The sequence below is a fragment of the Allobaculum sp. JKK-2023 genome, from assembly GCF_034745455.1.
In the GTDB taxonomy this organism is placed as follows: Bacteria; Bacillota_I; Bacilli_A; order Erysipelotrichales; family Erysipelotrichaceae; genus Allobaculum.
The window spans coordinates 3,060,948-3,079,789 of record NZ_JAYERV010000003.1; the positions used below are offsets into that span (position 1 = coordinate 3,060,948).

Here is an 18,842-nt window from a genome sequence, read left to right on the forward strand (position 1 = left end):
TTTGCTTTACCGTTTGTTTCAGGCAGGTCGGTTTTGATCAACGGCTTGTTTCAGGCAGGTCGGTTTTGATCAACGGCCAACTGCCGTACAGTGATGGTTGAAGTCAGTCAGAAGAGCTCCTTGAAGAGTCGGATCTTGGCAGAAAACTGGCAGCCGCCCAAAGACTTGCAGGGAACCTGTTCTGAACGCTTAAGAAAGAAGGATGACAATGAGTGTTTTAGATAATATCAAAGCGTTCTGGTCTCGTTTTGAAGATGAAGAACCAGCTTTGTTAGAAGCTTTAAAAGTCAAAAACTACGAAAAGATCTCTGAGATTCTCGATATGCTCAACGAAGAAACTAATCGGATCAGCGGGGCTCATTTCTTTGTGGAAGATAATTTTGATGAGCCTGAAATGACCTTTGATTCCGGACCCAATAAAACCAGCCAGCTGATCTGTCAGCAGATGAAAAAACTGGCGCCAGCTTCTGTTAAAAAGAGATGGATCATCAATGATACCCTTCCGCCATTAAGCCAGAAGGCCATTGAAGCCAGCCTGCAGATCAAGGATGAGCATTATTCTCTGTTTGACATGACAGCTTTTTATGTCATCAACCAGAAGTCTCATTCTTTTGCAGTCAAGGTTTACTGCCCAGGCTTCTCACTGATTGAAAACCCGGAATATAAGCGGGAAATGTGCATTTATCTGGTCGAACTGGCGATTGGTGAAAATGCTCTGGAATCCTATGTCTCCGAGATTGACTTCCTCGATCAGCCGGAAAATGGTGTTGATTTCTGCAATCTGACTGAACTGTATGAAGTCATTATGGATACTGTCGAAAAGGATAAATGGCAGGATTATAAGCACCCACTGGATATTTACACGGTCTTCAAACCCCATCAGGATTTTGCGAGTGACTCCTTACGCAAGGATATGAAGATGATCTTCACTGTTCATCCTGCCTTAGTTGAAGAAACGCTTGGCAATAAAGGGGATGTTCAGCTCGACTTACAGTCCAAAGATGGTGAATACGGCTACATCTATTACAACAATCCATTCGATAACGAACAGGATGCTAAGTTTCGCCAGGAACTTTCCAGACATATTGAAGCTTTGCTGGCGCCTTTGCACTATGGAAAAGTCATCGGGGGCGCGATCGGGAAATCTTATTCCTATATTGACTTGATCCTATTTGATCCGGCTAAATTTGAGCAGGTCTTCAAACAGATCCAGGATCAGCTCAAAGGCAAAGTCGAACTGTATTACCGGCCCTTTACGCAGGAAGCTTAACCCGGTGCTTTTTTCTCTGGCCAGATTGAAAACTTTGTCTGGAAGACAAGGAGGGCGGGACCAAAAAAATGAATACTGGCTCCAGTCTGCCCGGAAACCAGTTCTGAATGTTCAAAAGTCCGCATCGATGATCATCAGGAAAATTATCTGATGTCAGGTTGATGCGGACTTTTCTTGTTTTTAATCGGGAGAAGTTGGCGGGCAGAGGAAATAAAAAAGCGCCGGAGCGCTTTCAAGTCTGAATGAGAATTATTCAGAAACAGGAGTAACGTTAGCAGCCTGTTTTCCACGATCGCCTTCAACGATATCGTAAGTTACAGTCTGGCCTTCTTCGAGGGAACGGTAACCTTTCTGGTTAATGGAAGAGTAATGTACGAATACGTCTTTTCCATCTTCACCTGTGATGAAGCCATAGCCTTTTTCAGCGTTAAACCATTTCACTTTTCCAGTGTTCATGTTTTTACCTCCCGGAATAGATTGGAAGATTTTTACGATTAAAAATGTGTGACACTTTAATGCGAACCTGGAAAAGCAGAAGCATTCCAGTTACTAAAAATCAATGTTGAATCTATCCTAATCAAAATTATATAGAGACCCGGCCGAATCCGTCAAGATGAAAAATCCGCCTGACCTCTATGTATAAAGATACCATATTTTGGTTAGAACAGAAGGAAAAAACCACAACAAGATGACACAGCCCCCTAAATGAGGTGAAAATGATGGATTCCAGGCCTGTTATGAACGAGACACCATATCCAAGAATACGTGAAAAGGAGAAGCTCAGAATTTTTGCTGCCTCACAAAAAGACGCAAAATGATCGATTTTTAATCGATTGTTCAGTCGTGGACCAAAGTGAAAAAAGCACAGAAAAGAGAATGCAGTCAAAGAAGAGAGAATGCGGGGAAAGAAGCAAGGCCGATTTTCGCGCAGATGTTTTGTGATTTACTCTCCCGAACCAATGTATAATAGAGCCATCAATACTCATATCGGAGGGAAAACCATGTTTATCAAAAATTCCGCTTTAGCCAACGTCATTGCTGGCACTCTCCATACAACACCAGATCAATTAAAAAAAGAAGACCTGCTCGAACTGATCCAGCTGGATGCTTCGGATCGGGACATCGACACTCTGGACGGACTGGAATACGCAACCAACCTGGAACGAATTAACGTCTCCAATAATGCTCTGACCAGTATTGAGCCATTGCGTAATCTGACCAGCCTGATTGATGTCAATGTGTGCGGCAACCGCCTGCGTGATATTGAGCCTCTCGACAATCACTACATGATCGAAAAGCTGAACCTGTCCCGTAATAACCTGTATGTCATGGATATTTCGGCAATCGGCAGCATGATCAATCTGAAAGTCCTCAACCTGAAAAAAGCGAAAATTGACTCGCTGGACTATGTTGAAAACTGCAAGCAGCTGCGCGAAATTCGGATCAATACCGAAAATGGACCATTCAACTACTCTGTATTAGGCCGTCTGCCGAAGCTGACCAAACTGGATATGTCCGGTCTGCGCCGCTTCTATATTGAAGATCTGTCTTTCTTGACTCACATTGAAGATCTCAATCTGGCAACCAACCTGGTCAGCGACATTACGCCGCTCTCCTCCATGAAGCATCTCAAACACCTGGATGTTTCCAATAACCCATACCTGAAAGATTACAATCCATTAAAAGACTTCCCATCACTGGAAAGCCTGAATATGGACTACAATTCAGCTTATGATTTCCAGTTCTTCTCGGATCTGCCAAAACTGCGCAAAATTTCCATGGAACAGACTGGATTCTCGGATATGCGCGATCTTAACCATATTAAAGATCTTGAAGAACTCAACGTTTCCAAAAATGAACTGACCCATACAGATGAGTTTACCAACGTCGAAAACCTGAAAGCTCTCAATGCCGAATTCTGCCAGCTGACTGATATTTCCTTCTTAAAGGATGCACATAAGCTTGAAGTTCTCGATCTGTTTACCAACCGCATCACCAGCATCGACTGCCTGAAAGAATGCAAACAGCTCGTAGATCTGAATGTCGGCCGCAACCAGATTCACAATATTGACTGCCTCAAAGACATGCATGATCTCAAGATTATCTCGCTGGAAAACAACAATATTTCTGACTTGAAGCCATTGTCGGATCTCCATGAGTTGTGCATTGCTGACCTGTACAACAACAATATTGTGGATCTCAAACCGCTGGAAAACCTTGGGTATATCTCTTACCTGCGTCTTGACCACAACATGATCAAGGATCTGCGTCCGCTCTCTAAACTGAACTATCTGCGTCAGCTGACCTTAAAAGCCAACTATATTACGGATGTCTCCCCATTAAAAGACCTGGAACTGCTTGAAGCGCTCCGCCTGGAAGACAACCCGATTGCGGATACTTCAGCTCTGGAAAAAATGGCTTTCTATTCCAAGTTCACTGATTAGCCAATACACTGGACCTGGTTTTATCCATCAGATCCTGTCCTTCTAAACTGACACTCTACATTGAAATGAGATTTTGATCGGAATGGCTTCGTAAGCCAGCAAGAACAGAATCTCATTTTTTGTGCCAGACGGATTTAAGCGAGGCGGATGCTGATCTGCTGATCGGATCGTTGGATTAGAAATGCAATCTGTTTAAGATGAATTATCGCAGTTCTGCGCGTTTTTTGAGAACAAATGTGGATTCTGGTTGTCAATTGCCGCTGGACTTGGCATGCTAATGAAGCAGAAAATTCTGCTCAGGAAGAAAGGAGTGCCGATTTTGAAATCTTGTCTGACTCAAACCAAATACTTACTGATGGTGTGCCTGGTTCTTGCTGGATGCGGCTCTTCGGCCCGATCCTCTACAGCCTCTGTCATCAGCGCAGCCCAGCATCGGGCCAGAAAAAGTGTGGAAGAGGCGGTCGCCCAGCTTTCAATGGAGATGGTTTCTTGCTATAAATTTCCGCCTAAACCAACGCTGACTCAACAGATCGTCAGTGCGGTTGGTGATTGTGTGCGATCAGATCGGCTTAGTGCGGCATCCTCTTTGCAGCAGTCCTCTTCTCCTCAGAATGCCTCTGAATCTGAATCTTCGAATGCCCAACAGCCTCGTACAGCACGAAAACATTCTGATCGTTTTCAGGAATCCTCGTCTTCGTCCAGACTTGCAGGCCCCCAGTCGATTCAGATTTCGCTTCCGCAGAAGGTACAGGAGACGAACTGGCATTGTGCACCAGCCTGCCTGCAGATGATTCTGGAATCTCATGGCGTCTATCGGACTCAGTATGATCTTGGCGTTTTGATGAATACCCAGGAAGAAGTAGGAACAGAACCTGAAGATGTAGCCCGGGTTGCCTCCAACCTTCTCTATGATGCACCTGTGGCCACCGGACCTGATGATCCCGGATATCAGGTGACCAGACTGACTCCCTATGGGGCTACAGAAGAAGATAAAGCTCTTTTTTGTGAGCGCGTCATTCGAGATATCCAGGCCGGAGCTCCAGTCTTTGTCCAAATTGATGTTGCTAATACTTATGGTCCATCGTACGCCCATGTTGTCCATGAAGGATTGATCTATGGAATTGAACTGGATGAAAACGGCACATTGACCCAGCTTCATTTCATTGACCCAAGCTACGACCAGCAAGATGGACAAAATGAAGGCCGTAAAGTCTTTACTGTGGATGAACTGTGGACCGGAATGATTAACAATCAAGAGCCTGCCTATATCTGGTAAAACCAGAAAAGCGGCTTGTTATTCTGCCATATCCATCTTTGCAGATTGCAGCAGGGAAGATATGGCTTTTTTGCCTGACGTGTTTTTCGCAAAAAGCAAATGACTGGAAACTGTTCAGACAGGCAACAGACCAGCATTTTTGACTTCTTTCGTTCATTATGAAAAGAGAGATTTATCCTTGTCTTCCTTTCAATAGGGAACACGAATGAAATGGAAAAGGAGTCAATACAATGAATTGTCCGGAAACAAAAGAAGAGCGCAGGCTATTTGTTGAACAGGAGCTTGCTGCAGCCAGTCTTGGCGGCAAAACAGCCAGTGAGAAAGAGTTGAAAATGGCCGAAGAGTATATCGAAGGAAAAATCAGCCGGGATGAGTTCATGCGCCGGGCTGATGATCTGGAAGCAGAGGACTGAAATAGTTGAAATCGCTGAATAAAGTTCTAATCACCAAAAACAAATCAAATAGAGCCGCAGATTGACTGGATGGAATCCTATGGATCTGCGGCTTTTGTAGTGCAGGAAGGAATGATGAAAGAAATGGTATCTTCTCCTGCCTCCAAGAACATATCGATCAGCCGGTACCAAAAACCGAAGAAGGGAAGAATGGTCAGAGGCGGGAAAAGAAAAAGCCGGCCGCAGATTTGCACCGGCCGGAAAGTTAAGGGAAGAAAACAAAAAAACTCTACGGAATATCCGTAGAGTGTACTTTCGAAATGGTGAGGACGATGCGACTTGAACGCACACGAGCTAAGCTCACTACCCCCTCAAAGTAGCGTGTCTGCCATTCCACCACGTCCTCAAGTGATTTGCTTTTAATGAGTACTTATTTAATATACCGTATTTCGAAGTTTTTGTAAAGAAGAAATTTTCTTTATTTTCGAATCGGCTTGGCTCTGGGTGAGGTGTTCCCTTGAACCGAAAACTATTCTACTTGATCTCACCAAAATAGCAAGTCTATTTCATCAATTTTTCAAAAAATTTTTACTTCTCAATTTAATAAATCTATATAAGGTAAATATAACTTAATATTTGGCGTGAACTGTTCATTTATATCAATCCCTTCATCGATTCTTTTGCCTTGAGGACAAATTCAGTACTGGAAACAATTTCCTGCAAAAGGAAAAATCGTCAAAAACTGCTGGTCAGGAAGGCGCCATCCAATTTTGATGCCTTCTTCTCACCTCGTGCGAGAAGGGAAATCAGAATTCGAAGAGATCTGGTCAAATTCCATAATAATTCCAAGATTATCTTTCAATTCTGTTTGTTTACTCTAAGATGAATTTATTGGATCGTCTTATGCTACAGACCAATATTCTGCCATGCAAGAAAAGGCAGGGAAAATTGGATTGGCTGTCCACCAAGATGATCTCCTATGGAAAAGAAAGGAATATCATGGTTTTTTTCAGCCTGACTATGGCTGTTTATCTGTTTGTTCCAGGTCGTAAGCGAAATCTCGTGCTGCTCATTGCTTCATTGATTTTCTATGGCTGGGGCGGCCCGATGTATCTGTTGCTTTTGCTGACGCAGACAGTGGTCAGCTATCTGTGTGCCCTCCAGATTGCTCATACCCGAAATCCGAAAAAGAAAAAATTCTGGCTGATTGTTGAATGCACCGCCTTGCTGGGGCTGTTAGCTTATTTTAAATACACGCCTTTAATCGCCAGAACCATGCAGTTTCTTTCTGGTTTTCCAGAGTTTATCCCGGATATTATTCTGCCCATCGGGATTTCCTTCTACACCTTTCAGCTGCTCTCTTATGTCATCGATGTCTATTGGGGAAAAGTCGAAGTACAGCGAAAATTTTCAAATCTGCTTTTATATTCTTCACTATTCCATCAATGTATTGCCGGACCGATTGTCCGCTACCAGACGGGATTTAACAGTTGGATAAATAAGGCAATTTTAAAATAATAAGGGCTAAATGATTGAAATTCCGTTATCGGCTCATCCTCCATTTTTCACCTGTCCACTATTCTTTGCATGTCCATCGTCGCCAACATGTCCTTTGTTATCAAGCTAGGCGAATACGCCATGGCTTGCCATGGGGATGAAAGCCCTCTGAAAGATGCTTTTGAGATTCAATAATGGATAAGATGCGACCGACAAAAGCGCTAAAAGAAATTTTTGTCTGTTATATATGAACGTTTACGCCTGAAATCAACATTTTAGAGTTTGTTATGATCATTAATTGCGAACGTTTTTAGTCAACCTGACCATGAAAGGGACATTTGTCAGGCCCATCTGGATAAATAAAATAAATGCGTTTTCGGTCTTTTTATTGCGCATTTTTTGCGTCTGATGTACAATAAATATAGAAATAGAAAGCGCGTAGGTCTGCCAGTATTTTGGAGTTACCAGACATACTTTGTACAGAATGATCAAAACTGATAACCTGCCTTATCATCTTTCTATTGGCGGCCATTATATGTTTGATTCTGAAGAGCTGGATGTCTATCTTGGGAAGACTCCAGAAAAGTCGCAAAGAACCGCCATTGGTTATTGCCGTGTTTCTACAAAGAAAAGAATGGCGGACCTGGAAAGGCAGGCAGATGTTGTTGAGATCTATATGCAGAAGCAGGGCTGGCAATACCAGATTATTGAGGATATTGGATCTGGAATGAATTACAAAAAGCCAGGTCTGCTTAAACTGATCGATCTGCTTATAAACAGAAAAGTCAGCCACATTGTCATTACCCACAAAGACCGCCTGCTGCGTTTCGGCTTTGAACTGGTTGAATATCTTGCCAAAAAGATGGAGACAGAAATTGTAATCATCAATCAGGGAGAAGAACGAAACAGCGCCCAGGAACTCACAGACGACCTGATTGCCATCATTACTGTTTTTTCTGGCCGCTTATATCTTATATGGTTCACGTAGCAACAAGAATAAGGAAATAATTGAAGAAACCAGGAAACTGCTGAAGGAGGACAACGAAGATGAGTCGATCGAAAAAAACAATTCAGATGGTGTCCGTCAGACTGGACAAAAACCAGAGCAGACAGGCAGATAACTTATTTCTCGCCTGGAGAGAAACCTATAACCTTCTTGCTCCTTTTGGCTGTTCCATTGAGTTGATGGGAAAGTCCTGGAAAAAGTGCCGGGACCAAATCCGCGCTGAAAAACGACAGCTTCTTAAAGATACGACCAATCACGTAGCTAAATTGACGGGTATTTCTTTTCCAAAGGGAATGCTTCCTTCATGGCTCTGGACATGTGCTATGCAGTCTATCATCACAAACCGTAAATCCATGGAGGAAGAGATCATCCGCCGTATCAAGGATGAACTCTATACGAAGTACAAGATGAATGCCCAGGAAGCCTCAGTTGTATTTTATGTGGTCAAGACGCCTTCGCTGTTTAAACCAATCATTCGAAATCATCGGTTTGAGCCTCTGGAGATTTCCAATAAAGATATCGCTGGCCGCCTGAAAAAATGCGATCCTGTCAGAATCCACCGGCTTCTCACTCATGCGGCAAGAAGGTATCGGCAGTACCATAAACCAGTTCATACCAACAAAGGCAGCTGGATGAGAATTGACAAAAACGGTTATACAATCCGTCATGAAGAGAATACAACAATCATTCAGCTGATGGGGTTAGGAAACCAGGAGCCATTTGAAGTCAAACTCCGGGGGATTTTCTATACATCCAAAAAAGAAAAGACCAGAGGCAACCTTACTGTGCTCTATGACCGTGAAAAAAAACGTCTGGTTTTTCAGAGACTTGTCGAAGTAAGAAACCATCCTTCCAAGTCAGAGAAGAACGTTGGCGTAGATGCTGGAATTACTTCTTTGCTCAGCACTTCCAATAATATTTTGTCTGCTGAACTTAAAAAGAAGAAAACTGAAGATAAAAAACAGGCGTTGCGCAAAAACAAGAGCAAGGCGGCTGAAACTTTAGACCAAAGAACTTACAAAGAATGCTTTTATCCTGCTTCTGATTTTCTGAGTGCGCGAGGAGTTCAGAGAAACCGGATGCGGGATCGAAGAAAAAATCTTTTAAAGCAGGCTGACCAGGAGAAGTTTGCATCTAAAAAACCGGATCTTTCCCCTCAGGAAAAGAAAGCCTGCGAAGAACGGACATACTCGCTTTTGCGCAAGGCAGAAAGGATCAGAAAGAACAATATCCGCGGTAGAAAGTCCTTTGCCCGCCAGTCCAGAAAGATCCAGGCCCATCTGGAATGCCTGATCAACGAAGAAATTGCTTTGGTCCTGAAGACAGACCAGAATGTCGGCCATATTGTAATGGAAGATCTGGATATCCGAGGGGCGGCCAGCAAGTATAAGCGAATGAACCGCCTGCTTTCGGAATGGATGTATGGCGTCCTGCAGGAGAGAATCGAATACAAAGCCGGCCTGAAGGAGATCGGAGTCTCGTATGTCAATCAGGCCTACAGTTCCCAGTACTGCCACATCTGCGGAGCAAAAGTTACCCGCGACAAATCAGCTCATGAAAAGGCGTTTTGTCCTGTACACAAAGAAATGAACGCCGATATCAATGCGGCGTCCAATCTTGTATGGATTTATGAGAATCATCCGGAAATCACCAAATGGACTCCCCGAGAGAGCATTAAGAAGCTTTATGAAGAGAGAATCGAGCAGTTAAAGAATCAGCAGGAAACAAAACAAGAAACAAAACAAGAAACAAAACAAGAAACAAAACAAGAAACAAAACAAGTAACCAGTCAAGTAACACCATAACTCCCTAACTAACTAACCAAGTAAACAAATGAATAGACAGCCATAATGACTGTCCGAGCTTTCATCAAGCCCGGCCGGAGCTGTTTTGTGAAATCTTCGGGTTTCTTAAAACTCAGGCCTGTACCGCGCCGGACGGGCTTTGAGGGGGACCAATTCTGCGAGATTGGGGTATGCCCCTTAAAATTACAAGCTGTACTTTCCCCGGAAAGTGCGGTGCGTAAAGCGGGACTTAGATAAGATTGAAGATTCAGAGTGGAGTCCAAAAGACAAGGCTTTGGATCACCATTCAATTTAACCCTTCGACCGCCGGCTAATGCCGAACACTGTTCGCAGACAGGGATGAGTACATTTTATCCTTCCGAGGACAAATTCTACTCATTTATTGAAGGGGTTCGAATTCTTCAACGGCCTCCAAAGCGGCAAACAAGGATGGAACCCACAACTCTGCCCAACCCCAACATGACACCCGCACGGAAATTCCGGATGCGCATGCGCTGGCCGAAGATATTCAGGGCCAGATCATGGAAGGTCTGCTGGTACGTGATGGGGCGGTATATGGTGGATATTATTTTGCCGAAGACTCCTATAACACCTATACTCAAGCGCTTGAACGGGCGGCCAAAGAGCTGGAGGGGATTACGGATGTCTATTCGATTCTGGTTCCGAATAACTCCGGCGTCCTGCTTGATCAGGAAACGCTCAATAAACTTGGCGGTTCCGATCAGAAACAGGCCATCGATTATTATTACACCAACTATTCCGATCTGATTCATTCGGTGGGAACGATTGATATACTTCGTGAACATAACAACGAATATCTCTATTATCGGACGGATCACCACTGGACGCCCCTGGGCGCTTATTACGTTTACGAAAATTTCTGCCAGGCAAAGGGCATCGAACCGGTAGATCGATCGACTCTGGAACAGGTTCATTTCGAACCTTTTTATGGCTCGTATGCTTCTCAGCTGCCTGGAGTTAACCTGAATGTAGATCAGTTTGACGGCTGGATTCCAAAAGACACCAACACGATGAAAGTCTTTACGGATGAAGAAGCCAATCCTGGCAGTGATCAGTATTATGAACATGCGATTGTGAGCCCAGATCCGAATATTGATGAATTTAATCAGTACATGCGCCTCATTGCCGGTGATCAGCCTTTTGAAGTCATCGATAACCCGAACATTCAAGATGGCTCTTCGTGTCTGGTGATCAAGGAATCGTATGGAAATGCGTTTGTGCCCTGGCTGGTGAACAACTACGATAAGGTTTACGTCATGGATTTCCGTTATTCTGAGGTACCCATTGTGACCTGGTGCAAAGAACACGAAATCGAGGATCTGATTCTGATCAACAATATGCAGCTGGCAGCTTCCACCAGCGTTGCTGACCGCTATGACGCGCTGCTTCATTGATTGCATTCAATACCAATTCAGAAAGAATCGTCGTTCAATGGTTCGTTGATTTCTGGTCACATCTTCTTGTGTATTGATGAATGAGCCGAAACGGATTATCTGTAAACGCCTGCCTGACAGGATCTACGGACAATCCGCTTTTTGTTTATTTGGAAACATTTGGGCGATTGGTGCGCCTGGTTGAGGAGACCTGTGCATTTTTTCGGATTCGAGACGTTTAAAGCTTAAAATCAGCGCTCCTGAGCTTGATAAAAGTCTTCCGGTGCAAAAAATGATGGATTCCTTGCCGGATAGCCAAGAAAACAAAAGGAAAGTGAAGAAAATTCGCCATAAATAGTGTGAGAAGACTAAAATGATACTAACAAAAAATGAATGGTTGTATAAATACATATTTTATAGTGAGAAATTCATCTGTGATTCAGTTTTTTGGCTGGTCTGGGCGCTTTGAGCCTGTAAAACATGAACAGACAGCCATTCGGGAAAGGAAAGGGAAAATGAAAGGGAAATATTTTGGGTGGCTGCTCGGGGCAAGCCTGGCGATCAGTACGTTGGCTCCAGCTGCCACGGTTCTGGCTGATGAACAGCCAGCTTCACCAGCATGGAGCTTTGATCTGGATGTGGACCAGATTTCAGACTCTACACGAAAATTTGTGCTTCAAAAAGCGGAGGACAGTTTCAGCAATGAAGCATCTGATGTGGATTTCGAAGAGTATGTCCATCAAATTCTGGATCCGTTTGCGTTCATGGATCCTTCGACCATTGGTGCTTTGGGCTTCTTTCTGTATGAAAAAGACTACGATGCAGCGTTGATCCTGGCCCAGAGCATTCAGACGGGTGAAAACAAGCTCAACGACGCCAATGATGCGATGACGATGGAACATTTCAAGCAGTCACTCTCTTATGTGGATGACTGTAACCGTCTGCGTAAATCTGAAGGTGTCAGTGATCTGAAAATTGCTCTTCCATTAATGGCAATTTCCATCGTCCAGACCAACACTTCGGCGCATACTGGCAATCACTCTCAGATTTATCCAGTCGGGGAGAACTTGGCCTGGGGCTATTCTATCGGGAAGCCTATGGGTCAGGGCAATCCCTTTGATGGCTGGTATACGGCCGAGAAAAATGAGTATGAAAAAACTCACGACCGCTCTGTGGCCGGTCATTATTTCAATATCATTGAATCGAAATATGGCTACACAGGGGCAGCCATCAGCACCAATGCGACAATTGGAATGACGTATCCCACCTGCTTTGGTCAGGTTTTCGAATATTCAGGATCCAATCTTGACGCATTCACTTCGGATCAAGTTCGCTCTAAGATTGCAGCCTATGAAAAAGCGCTGGATGATGGCTCGGCTCTGCCAAAAATAGATGGTTACAACGCCATGTTCCGTCTGTACAATCCAAATTCCGGCGAACACTTCTATACGGCTTCTTTTGCGGAGAAAAAGGCTCTGGTCAGCCATGGCTGGTCCTATGAAGGATTTGGCTGGTATGCCCCAGCCAAATCTTCTCAGCCTGTCTATCGCCTGTACAATCCAAACAGTGGTGACCATCACTATACGATCAACCCGGATGAACGCACTCATCTCGTTCAAGTCGGATGGAAAGATGAAGGAACTGGCTGGTACTCCGAAACCGAAGCGGATGCGATTCCGGTTTATCGTCAGTACAATCCGAATGCCAGAAAAGCCGGCAGCCACAACTATACAACCAATAAAAAAGAGGCCGACGGGCTGGTTGCCCGCGGCTGGAAAGATGAAGGCGTTGGCTGGGGAGCTTCTTATGGATGGAATGTTCAATAGCAGATCTTCGCACCATCAAAACAGCTCGCTAGTCCAAGCAATCTTCTGAAGTTTAAACTGAAACTCAGTCAGAAATCAAAAAATGGATCACAAACTAAACCAGATAAACAAACTGAAACTTCCGCAAGAACAGGATCCAATTTCTTCCTGCCTACGACTGATCCAAGTACGTAAGGCCAGATCTGGATTTCTTATGCGGGAGTTTTCTTATTTTGGATCGTCCAGGGCCTCCAGCAAAGCGGGCTTCCAGATGCTGATCAGTTTTTCCAGTGAACAGGCTGCATTGGCCGGTGAAGTAGACGGAACAAAAACAGGTTCAATTCCAGTTCTTGGATACTGAAATTTCAGATAATAGCGCTCCGCTGTCCGCCCGTTACAAAGAACAGTATGAATCTTTGAATGTGCGAGCAAAGCAGACAGGTCTGTCGGGACTACATTTGTAATAGATGCATCACTGGATCCCTTGATCGAGCAGCTGGCAATAACATCCCATACGGCCACATGATGAGTGAGCAGCAGTTTCTTTTTGGCTTCAATCGAGTCTGGAACGGGTTCATCAAATACAGCGGCCAGGACTTTCCAGAACCGATTGCAAGGATGGCCATAAAAGAATTTTTGCTCTCGGGATTTTTCTGAGGGCAGCGATCCGAGAATGAGCACCCGGCTTTGGGAGTCATAAACGGGATCAAATGGATGCGTAACTTTTGTGAGTTCAGCCATACCGATCTCCTTTCAAAGATGAGAATTTTTTCAATGCTGCTTTTCTTGCCTTCAATTACTTTACTCTTCACATTTTGAATCCCTTTGCTTCTTGCCTTCCAAACCAGATTCCTCCCTTTGAAAACTGGAGGGCCGGATTCAGTCAGACGAAATCCGTCCTGTCCACGATCATTCGATTGTCCAGACAGGTGGAAACAGAGGACAGCGCCGATCTGCTTCTGGGGCGGATACAGATGAAAAAGCGAGAAAAAAGCGAGAAAAATATACAGTGAAAGCGGTTGAAACAGGTTCTTTGAGGAGCATGTGAGTATCTTACGTGCAAGATAGACGGCAAACTTTGCTAAATCGATACAATAAAGATACGGTACCTGTCCAATCAGGCCATTTCATATCAGGCATTCCAGGTGCCTGATCAGACGAAAAAACTGTCAGAATTGTTAATTCTGTCAAGAAAGAGAGACACTTATGAAAGTATGTCCAAACTGCTTACATGAAGCCAAGGACGATGATCAGTTCTGCTCCAGATGTGGAACTCCTCTTGCTGGCCCGTCTTCGGAAAATGAGGCGGTTGATTTTACCAAGCCAGACTCTGAATCCTTGCAGCCCCCTTACAGTATGCCGGATCTTCCGGGTCAGTCGGAGTCAGAACAGGCCATTCCACCTCATCCTCACAATGAGAACGAAAGATCTCATCAGTCCAGTGACAAAATCCAGGTCCCGCCTGTTTTTAACAAGACCTCTGAACTGCACAAAGAAAGCGTAAGCAATATGAAAACGGGATTTAAGGAAGGCTGGAACAACCTGCTCCATCCCGAACCCGGCCAGAAAAAGGAACAGACGTATCGTCTATTGCTGTTACTGTTTGCGCTGATTACCATCATTGGCTTATGCATGCCGTTTACCTGGTATGGCTTCAGGGGTGTGCAAGCCGTGAACTTTGCTTTGATCGGCAGTGTCTCGGGTGCTTTGATTTTGATTGCCAAACTGATTGAATGCGGCTTTATCATCCTTAATCGTAAGTCAGCCGTACTGGCCTGTGATGTCATTGCCAGTGCCATTCTGCTGATCAAATCGGTCTTTACATTCTTTGTTGGATCCGTGATCTCTTCCGTTATCCAGTATGAATACTATGGCTATTTTGACAGCTATGATCTGATGGAATCGATCCACCTGACTCATCCAGCATCCGGATTCTGGGTTCTGGTTCTGGCCGCCATTGTTTCCTTTGTGGTGGCAATGGTTTATGTTCTCAAGACTGGCCGCAGCCAGACAACTGCTTCCAGACCCAAGACAGATCTGCCAAAAACACCAGATTTCTCTAAACCGGTTCAGGCCCAGCCTGTCCAGATTCCAACAAAACCTGAAACACCAAAATCAGAAACAGAACCACAGTTTGAAAAACCAGCGGTTCCTAAACCTGAGACTGTTCCGGAAGTGATCGTTCAGACTTCAGAAACTGAAGTTGTACCTTCCAGCACCCAGGAAGCTTTTTCTCAAGAAGAAGCTGCTTCTGAATCAGCGGACACAGTCAAGGAAAGTGAATCTTCAGAAAGTACCGAGCCAGAAGAGAATTCATCGGATTCAAAGTCTGAAGCTGACTGATTTTTTTCAGATTTGACTTTTGTAAGCCATTTGTCACTGCCTGAAAACAGGTGAAGATAAATGGCTTTTCTTCTGGTCAGATTGTGTCTTTCAAAGAAACAAACAACTCAACGGGCACTCTTTAAATGAGGACCGAAGCAGCCAAGCCAAAACAGGTATATCCTGAAATCAAAGAAGAATCTGAAGAAATCGAGGAAATAAGAATGGTATTTACAATTGAAAAGGCGAAATTTAAAGACTTTCCATCTGTTTATGAACTGATCTGTACTCTGGAAGAGTGTCGGCTGGACAAAAAGCGGTTTGAAGAAATCTACCGGTCAATGCTTCAAAATCCTGATCGATATGCTTTGCTGGTAGCCAGAACAGAGAAAGAGGTGATTGGCTTTGCGGATCTTCGTTTTGAAGATCTGCTGCATCATGCCGCGAAAGTGGCAGAACTTCTTGAGCTGGTGATCAATCCGCAATGTCGATCCGAGGGCGTAGGGCAGGCCTTATTTGATAAGGCCTGCCCTATCGCCAAAGAAAGAGGCTGTGTTCAGATTGAATGTTCCAGCAATCAGCGTCGAACCAGAGCCCATGCATTTTATCTTCGCAATGGAATGAAGAATGACCATTATGGTTTTTCTTTGCCGTTAGACTGAGGGCAGTGTTGGAAGATGTCAGTTCAGTTCCATTAAGTCCCTGCTTGATTCAGCCAGCAGCTGACAGGCAGTCTATTCCCCGACTTTGCCCAATGAAAAATCGAGACTTTCCATTTTGAAGGAAAATCTCGATTTTCTTTTTGATTCGAAAAGAATCGATCAGGAGCCTGAAGATGAACAGGCTCAATCAGATTCTTTTTTAGCGGCGTCTGAAACAGCCGTAGGTTTGTTTTTTTTCTGATTGTCGAGGTAGAAATCGATTGCTTTTTCCAGCAGGTCCATTTTTTCTTCAATCGTTTCGGAAGCTCCGATAAAGAAATAGTGAGGATGATCGCTCCAGGTTTCGTAAAGAACATCATCTTCGAAGGCGGCTTCCTCTTTATCTTCCGTGCGGGCTGCGTTGTTGGACAGGGTATAGGAATCCAGTGTGCTTTTGGCCGCTGTTTCAAGCTGGAAGACGGCATCATAGCGGTCATACAGGTCCTCTTTGGTCAGATTGGCGTTTTTGAGAATCTTTTCAAATAAAGGAGGCTCAAGAAAACCAAAGCCATCGAGAGCTCCCCGGTCACAGATCATCAAGACATCTTTTCCATCCTGCAGCAGGGAAGCAGCCTTGGTAAATTCGTCTTCACGAAAGAGCAGGAGTTTGAGGACAAGCGTCTGGAAGTCAAAGTTGTCCATAGAAGAGGGGCGCCCCAGTCCGGCCAGAATGACTTCGGTTGCGGTTTCTGGAGTCACAATGACGTGATAGTCCTTTTTTTCATACCGTTTTCTCATTTCGTCCAGGGATTCTGTCTTGCCTCCTCCAGGGCCTCCGGTCAATACAATTCGAGTCAGTTTCATTGAGCAGCACAGACGCACTCTTTTTCGTGGTTCTGCGCGTTCCTCCTTTCAGTTTTTTTGCCTGCTTTCATCAGGGATTGGGGGCAGGGATGTTTTTTATTGAAGCTTGCCAGCTTGCAGACGAAGAAGTTCGGCCCGGGCTCGAAAAGCGGGCTTGAGGACATCAGGGATGAACTCTGCCATTGAAGTGATCGCTTCAGGAATCCGGCTTAAAAGACCCACAGACGAAACTGATGCTAAAGCAGCTGCCCATTCCCCGGGCTGAATTTGTTGATGGGTTTTAAGCCTTTTGACAAAGGCGGGAAGGAAATACAGGGTTTCCAGTTCATGAAGCGGAGCCTGAGACTGAACCTTTTGAAGAAGAGCCTCCTGGTCGATTGAAACAGGTTTTTGAAGTGCGGCACAAAGATCTCTTCCAGCTGCCAGCAGGAAAACAGCATCATATTCACTGCCGCCCCATCCGCCGTTATAAGAAGTGACCGAGCGGATCCGGACAAGATTTCTGGCATCCATTTTTCGGACTTCCATTCTAATTCTATCTTCCGAAAGAACGTCCTGATACAATCCACGCTTCTTTTTTGGAAAGCGTTCAAAGCTCGGAAAAGCAGAAGGATCTGTAAGACATTTCACCAGAAAGTCAAAGGGAATTTTTGGATGAATGGAAAAGCATTCCAGAATATCCAGCTGAATCAGGTTATCCAGTTTTTCCATTGCCTCCACGAATTGAGAGTTCTGCTTATCCGTGATAAGACTTGTGAGAGTCGCCTGGGAATTTTCAAGCAGAGAAGAAATGTTGGTCAGCCATTCCTCATAATTTTTAGAATAAGATGGACCACTCAGGATGACTTCTGCTTCCTGTCTGCCCTGGCGAAGAACAAATTTTCCTTTTCCGCTCATTAAGCCGCTTCCTGACTTTCGACTCAGCTGGCAGCCAGCTTGCCTGGCGCATGCAAGCAGATTTTCAGCTTGCGCATAGGCCTGTTTAAAAATCGGCTTCTCTCGTTTTTTCCACTCCTTCTGAATGCTTTCATCCATCTGAAACTCATTTTGTTCTGGATCATTCAGATACAAAGTGGCAGAAGCAATGCTGGATTGAATCTGGACAATCCCCGGGTTTTGAGGAGTGTAGACAATCTGACATTCTTCAAGGGTTTTGGCGGGGGGACGATAGATTTCCGGAGTCAGAGTCCATTGCTTTAAAATGTCTTCTGCAAACGCCCGCCATTTTTCCATTTCTGAAAGAACGATCTGGGGGAAGACAGAATTCAGAGTGGTACGGTCGGTCAAGGACAGGTTATTGTGGAGATCAACGCTCAAAGACTGGGTGAGTACAACTGGACGAAAAAGGGCATCCTGAATCTGATCGTTTAGATGAGCAGAGATGGCCGATCGAATTTTCGCAGGATTGATTACTTCCTTTTCAATCTTGTGGTCAATCGCAAAGAATCCAAATACCGGGTTTTGAATCACCATCCGATCCAGCTCAGGAAACCAGGTCTGATCGGAAATTGAATACAGGCCGAGGCTTCCAAACGGCGCAGCAGTCTCAAGCAGCCTGACCCGGTCAACGGAAAACAGATTCAATTGATCTCTTTGGATTCCACATGCATAGCCATTGTTTTTATTCGAGCGGGTAATGGTCGCTTTGAGTCCCTGGAAAACAGGATCCCTTCTTTTGATCATCGCTTTCAATTCATTCCAGCAGGCTTTCATGATTTGAGAGTGGATAAGCTGCTTGCTTTTATCAGGGGCCGAGTCACGGAAACTGTCACAGAGATCCTGGCACAGTTTTTCAATCAAAGCCTGATATCTGGCGTTCTCGTAGGGTTGAATGAGTGGCCATGAGAGTTTTCGCTTCACGTTCACCTGCAGGTGTTCGTGCCTTAAGACCGCATCAAACCAGCATTCGTAGTTGTTCCATCTTACGGAACCGGTGATCGTTGAAGATTCCGAATTATAGAGCTCTTCCAGAGAGTCTTTGAGCAGATGGGTCAGCCTGGATTCCATAACTGTTTCAAATTCCGGGTGCTCTTTGAGCCAGGAAAGCAGATGGGTCTTTTGCTGCATCTGTTGGGCAAGAGGCCCTTTGTTCTTTTTATTCTTTCGACTCACAATTTTCCCTCCTT

General features: G+C 44.7%; 13 protein-coding genes, 1 tRNA gene and 2 pseudogenes. 11 read left to right on the plus strand and 5 right to left on the minus strand.

The genetic code is table 11. The annotated features are described in order from the left end of the window. Positions 1 to 208: 208 nt before the first annotated feature. Complete coding sequence (locus tag U4956_RS12305; protein WP_323090987.1) at positions 209 to 1,270, plus strand: hypothetical protein; 1,062 nt, start codon at positions 209 to 211, stop codon at positions 1,268 to 1,270. A 249-nt stretch (positions 1,271 to 1,519) separates the two neighbouring features. Here the strand turns inward: U4956_RS12305 and U4956_RS12310 are convergent, their stop codons facing one another. Next, the gene (locus tag U4956_RS12310) at positions 1,520 to 1,726 is read right to left on the minus strand and encodes a cold-shock protein (RefSeq protein WP_323090988.1); all 207 of its coding nucleotides are present in this window, start codon (positions 1,724 to 1,726) and stop codon (positions 1,520 to 1,522) included. Between the two features lie 545 nt (positions 1,727 to 2,271). Here U4956_RS12310 and U4956_RS12315 point away from each other — a divergent pair. From U4956_RS12315 to U4956_RS12325, 3 genes are all read left to right on the plus strand, one after another. Continuing rightward, entirely contained in the window at positions 2,272 to 3,714 is a 1,443-nt protein-coding gene (locus U4956_RS12315) for a leucine-rich repeat domain-containing protein (protein WP_323090989.1), read from the plus strand. 319 nt (positions 3,715 to 4,033) lie between these two features. Next, complete coding sequence (locus tag U4956_RS12320; protein ID WP_323090990.1) at positions 4,034 to 4,990, plus strand: C39 family peptidase; 957 nt, start codon at positions 4,034 to 4,036, stop codon at positions 4,988 to 4,990. Positions 4,991 to 5,220: 230 nt separating this feature from the next. Continuing rightward, positions 5,221 to 5,403: a hypothetical protein gene (locus U4956_RS12325; RefSeq protein WP_323090991.1), complete on the plus strand. Its 183-nt coding sequence runs from the start codon at positions 5,221 to 5,223 to the stop codon at positions 5,401 to 5,403. A gap of 300 nt (positions 5,404 to 5,703) precedes the next feature. On the opposite strand, the gene U4956_RS12330 is transcribed toward U4956_RS12325, so the two are convergent. Continuing rightward, positions 5,704 to 5,788, minus strand: a tRNA-Leu gene (locus U4956_RS12330). A gap of 593 nt (positions 5,789 to 6,381) precedes the next feature. On the opposite strand from U4956_RS12330, the gene U4956_RS12335 reads away from it, so the two are divergent. From U4956_RS12335 to U4956_RS12355, 5 genes and pseudogenes are all read left to right on the plus strand, one after another. Next, positions 6,382 to 6,900 carry a hypothetical protein gene (locus U4956_RS12335; RefSeq protein WP_323090992.1) on the plus strand — a complete coding sequence of 173 codons (519 nt, stop codon included), beginning with the start codon at positions 6,382 to 6,384 and terminating at the stop codon, positions 6,898 to 6,900. A gap of 454 nt (positions 6,901 to 7,354) precedes the next feature. After that, positions 7,355 to 7,904: pseudogene (locus tag U4956_RS12340) on the plus strand (IS607 family transposase); the annotation flags it as partial. 22 nt (positions 7,905 to 7,926) lie between these two features. Beyond that, the gene (locus U4956_RS12345; RefSeq protein WP_323090993.1) at positions 7,927 to 9,690 is read left to right on the plus strand and encodes a zinc ribbon domain-containing protein; all 1,764 of its coding nucleotides are present in this window, start codon (positions 7,927 to 7,929) and stop codon (positions 9,688 to 9,690) included. 404 nt (positions 9,691 to 10,094) lie between these two features. After that, positions 10,095 to 11,105, plus strand: a pseudogene (locus tag U4956_RS12350) (DHHW family protein); the annotation flags it as partial. A gap of 494 nt (positions 11,106 to 11,599) precedes the next feature. Further along, positions 11,600 to 12,910 (plus strand): hypothetical protein, encoded by a 1,311-nt coding sequence (locus U4956_RS12355; RefSeq protein ID WP_323090994.1) that lies wholly within the window; start codon positions 11,600 to 11,602, stop codon positions 12,908 to 12,910. Positions 12,911 to 13,117: 207 nt separating this feature from the next. On the opposite strand, the gene U4956_RS12360 is transcribed toward U4956_RS12355, so the two are convergent. Next, entirely contained in the window at positions 13,118 to 13,630 is a 513-nt protein-coding gene (locus tag U4956_RS12360; RefSeq protein WP_323090995.1) for a DNA-deoxyinosine glycosylase, read from the minus strand. Positions 13,631 to 14,095: 465 nt separating this feature from the next. Here U4956_RS12360 and U4956_RS12365 point away from each other — a divergent pair, with 465 nt between their 5' ends. Together U4956_RS12365 and U4956_RS12370 are read left to right on the plus strand one after the other, a co-directional pair. Continuing rightward, positions 14,096 to 15,232, plus strand: a complete 1,137-nt coding sequence (locus tag U4956_RS12365; protein ID WP_323090996.1) for a zinc-ribbon domain-containing protein — start codon at positions 14,096 to 14,098, stop codon at positions 15,230 to 15,232. 203 nt (positions 15,233 to 15,435) lie between these two features. Beyond that, positions 15,436 to 15,873: a GNAT family N-acetyltransferase gene (locus U4956_RS12370; protein ID WP_323090997.1), complete on the plus strand. Its 438-nt coding sequence runs from the start codon at positions 15,436 to 15,438 to the stop codon at positions 15,871 to 15,873. Positions 15,874 to 16,056: 183 nt separating this feature from the next. On the opposite strand, the gene U4956_RS12375 is transcribed toward U4956_RS12370, so the two are convergent. Both U4956_RS12375 and U4956_RS12380 read right to left on the minus strand, forming a co-directional pair. Beyond that, a complete protein-coding gene (locus U4956_RS12375) occupies positions 16,057 to 16,716 on the minus strand; it encodes an ATP-binding protein (protein WP_323090999.1) in 660 nt (219 codons plus the stop codon). 96 nt (positions 16,717 to 16,812) lie between these two features. Next, entirely contained in the window at positions 16,813 to 18,828 is a 2,016-nt protein-coding gene (locus U4956_RS12380) for a hypothetical protein (protein WP_323091000.1), read from the minus strand. Positions 18,829 to 18,842 lie beyond the last annotated feature (14 nt).

Coding starts and splice junctions, on each gene's coding strand:
- U4956_RS12315 (WP_323090989.1), top strand. CDS start 2,272: ATGTTTATCAAAAATTCCGCTTTAGCCAACGTCATTGCTGGCACTCTC.
- U4956_RS12305 (WP_323090987.1), top strand. CDS start 209: ATGAGTGTTTTAGATAATATCAAAGCGTTCTGGTCTCGTTTTGAAGAT.
- U4956_RS12310 (WP_323090988.1), bottom strand. CDS start 1,726: ATGAACACTGGAAAAGTGAAATGGTTTAACGCTGAAAAAGGCTATGGC.
- U4956_RS12335 (WP_323090992.1), top strand. CDS start 6,382: ATGGTTTTTTTCAGCCTGACTATGGCTGTTTATCTGTTTGTTCCAGGT.
- U4956_RS12375 (WP_323090999.1), bottom strand. CDS start 16,716: ATGAAACTGACTCGAATTGTATTGACCGGAGGCCCTGGAGGAGGCAAG.
- U4956_RS12365 (WP_323090996.1), top strand. CDS start 14,096: ATGAAAGTATGTCCAAACTGCTTACATGAAGCCAAGGACGATGATCAG.
- U4956_RS12360 (WP_323090995.1), bottom strand. CDS start 13,630: ATGGCTGAACTCACAAAAGTTACGCATCCATTTGATCCCGTTTATGAC.
- U4956_RS12355 (WP_323090994.1), top strand. CDS start 11,600: ATGAAAGGGAAATATTTTGGGTGGCTGCTCGGGGCAAGCCTGGCGATC.
- U4956_RS12370 (WP_323090997.1), top strand. CDS start 15,436: ATGGTATTTACAATTGAAAAGGCGAAATTTAAAGACTTTCCATCTGTT.
- U4956_RS12325 (WP_323090991.1), top strand. CDS start 5,221: ATGAATTGTCCGGAAACAAAAGAAGAGCGCAGGCTATTTGTTGAACAG.
- U4956_RS12345 (WP_323090993.1), top strand. CDS start 7,927: ATGAGTCGATCGAAAAAAACAATTCAGATGGTGTCCGTCAGACTGGAC.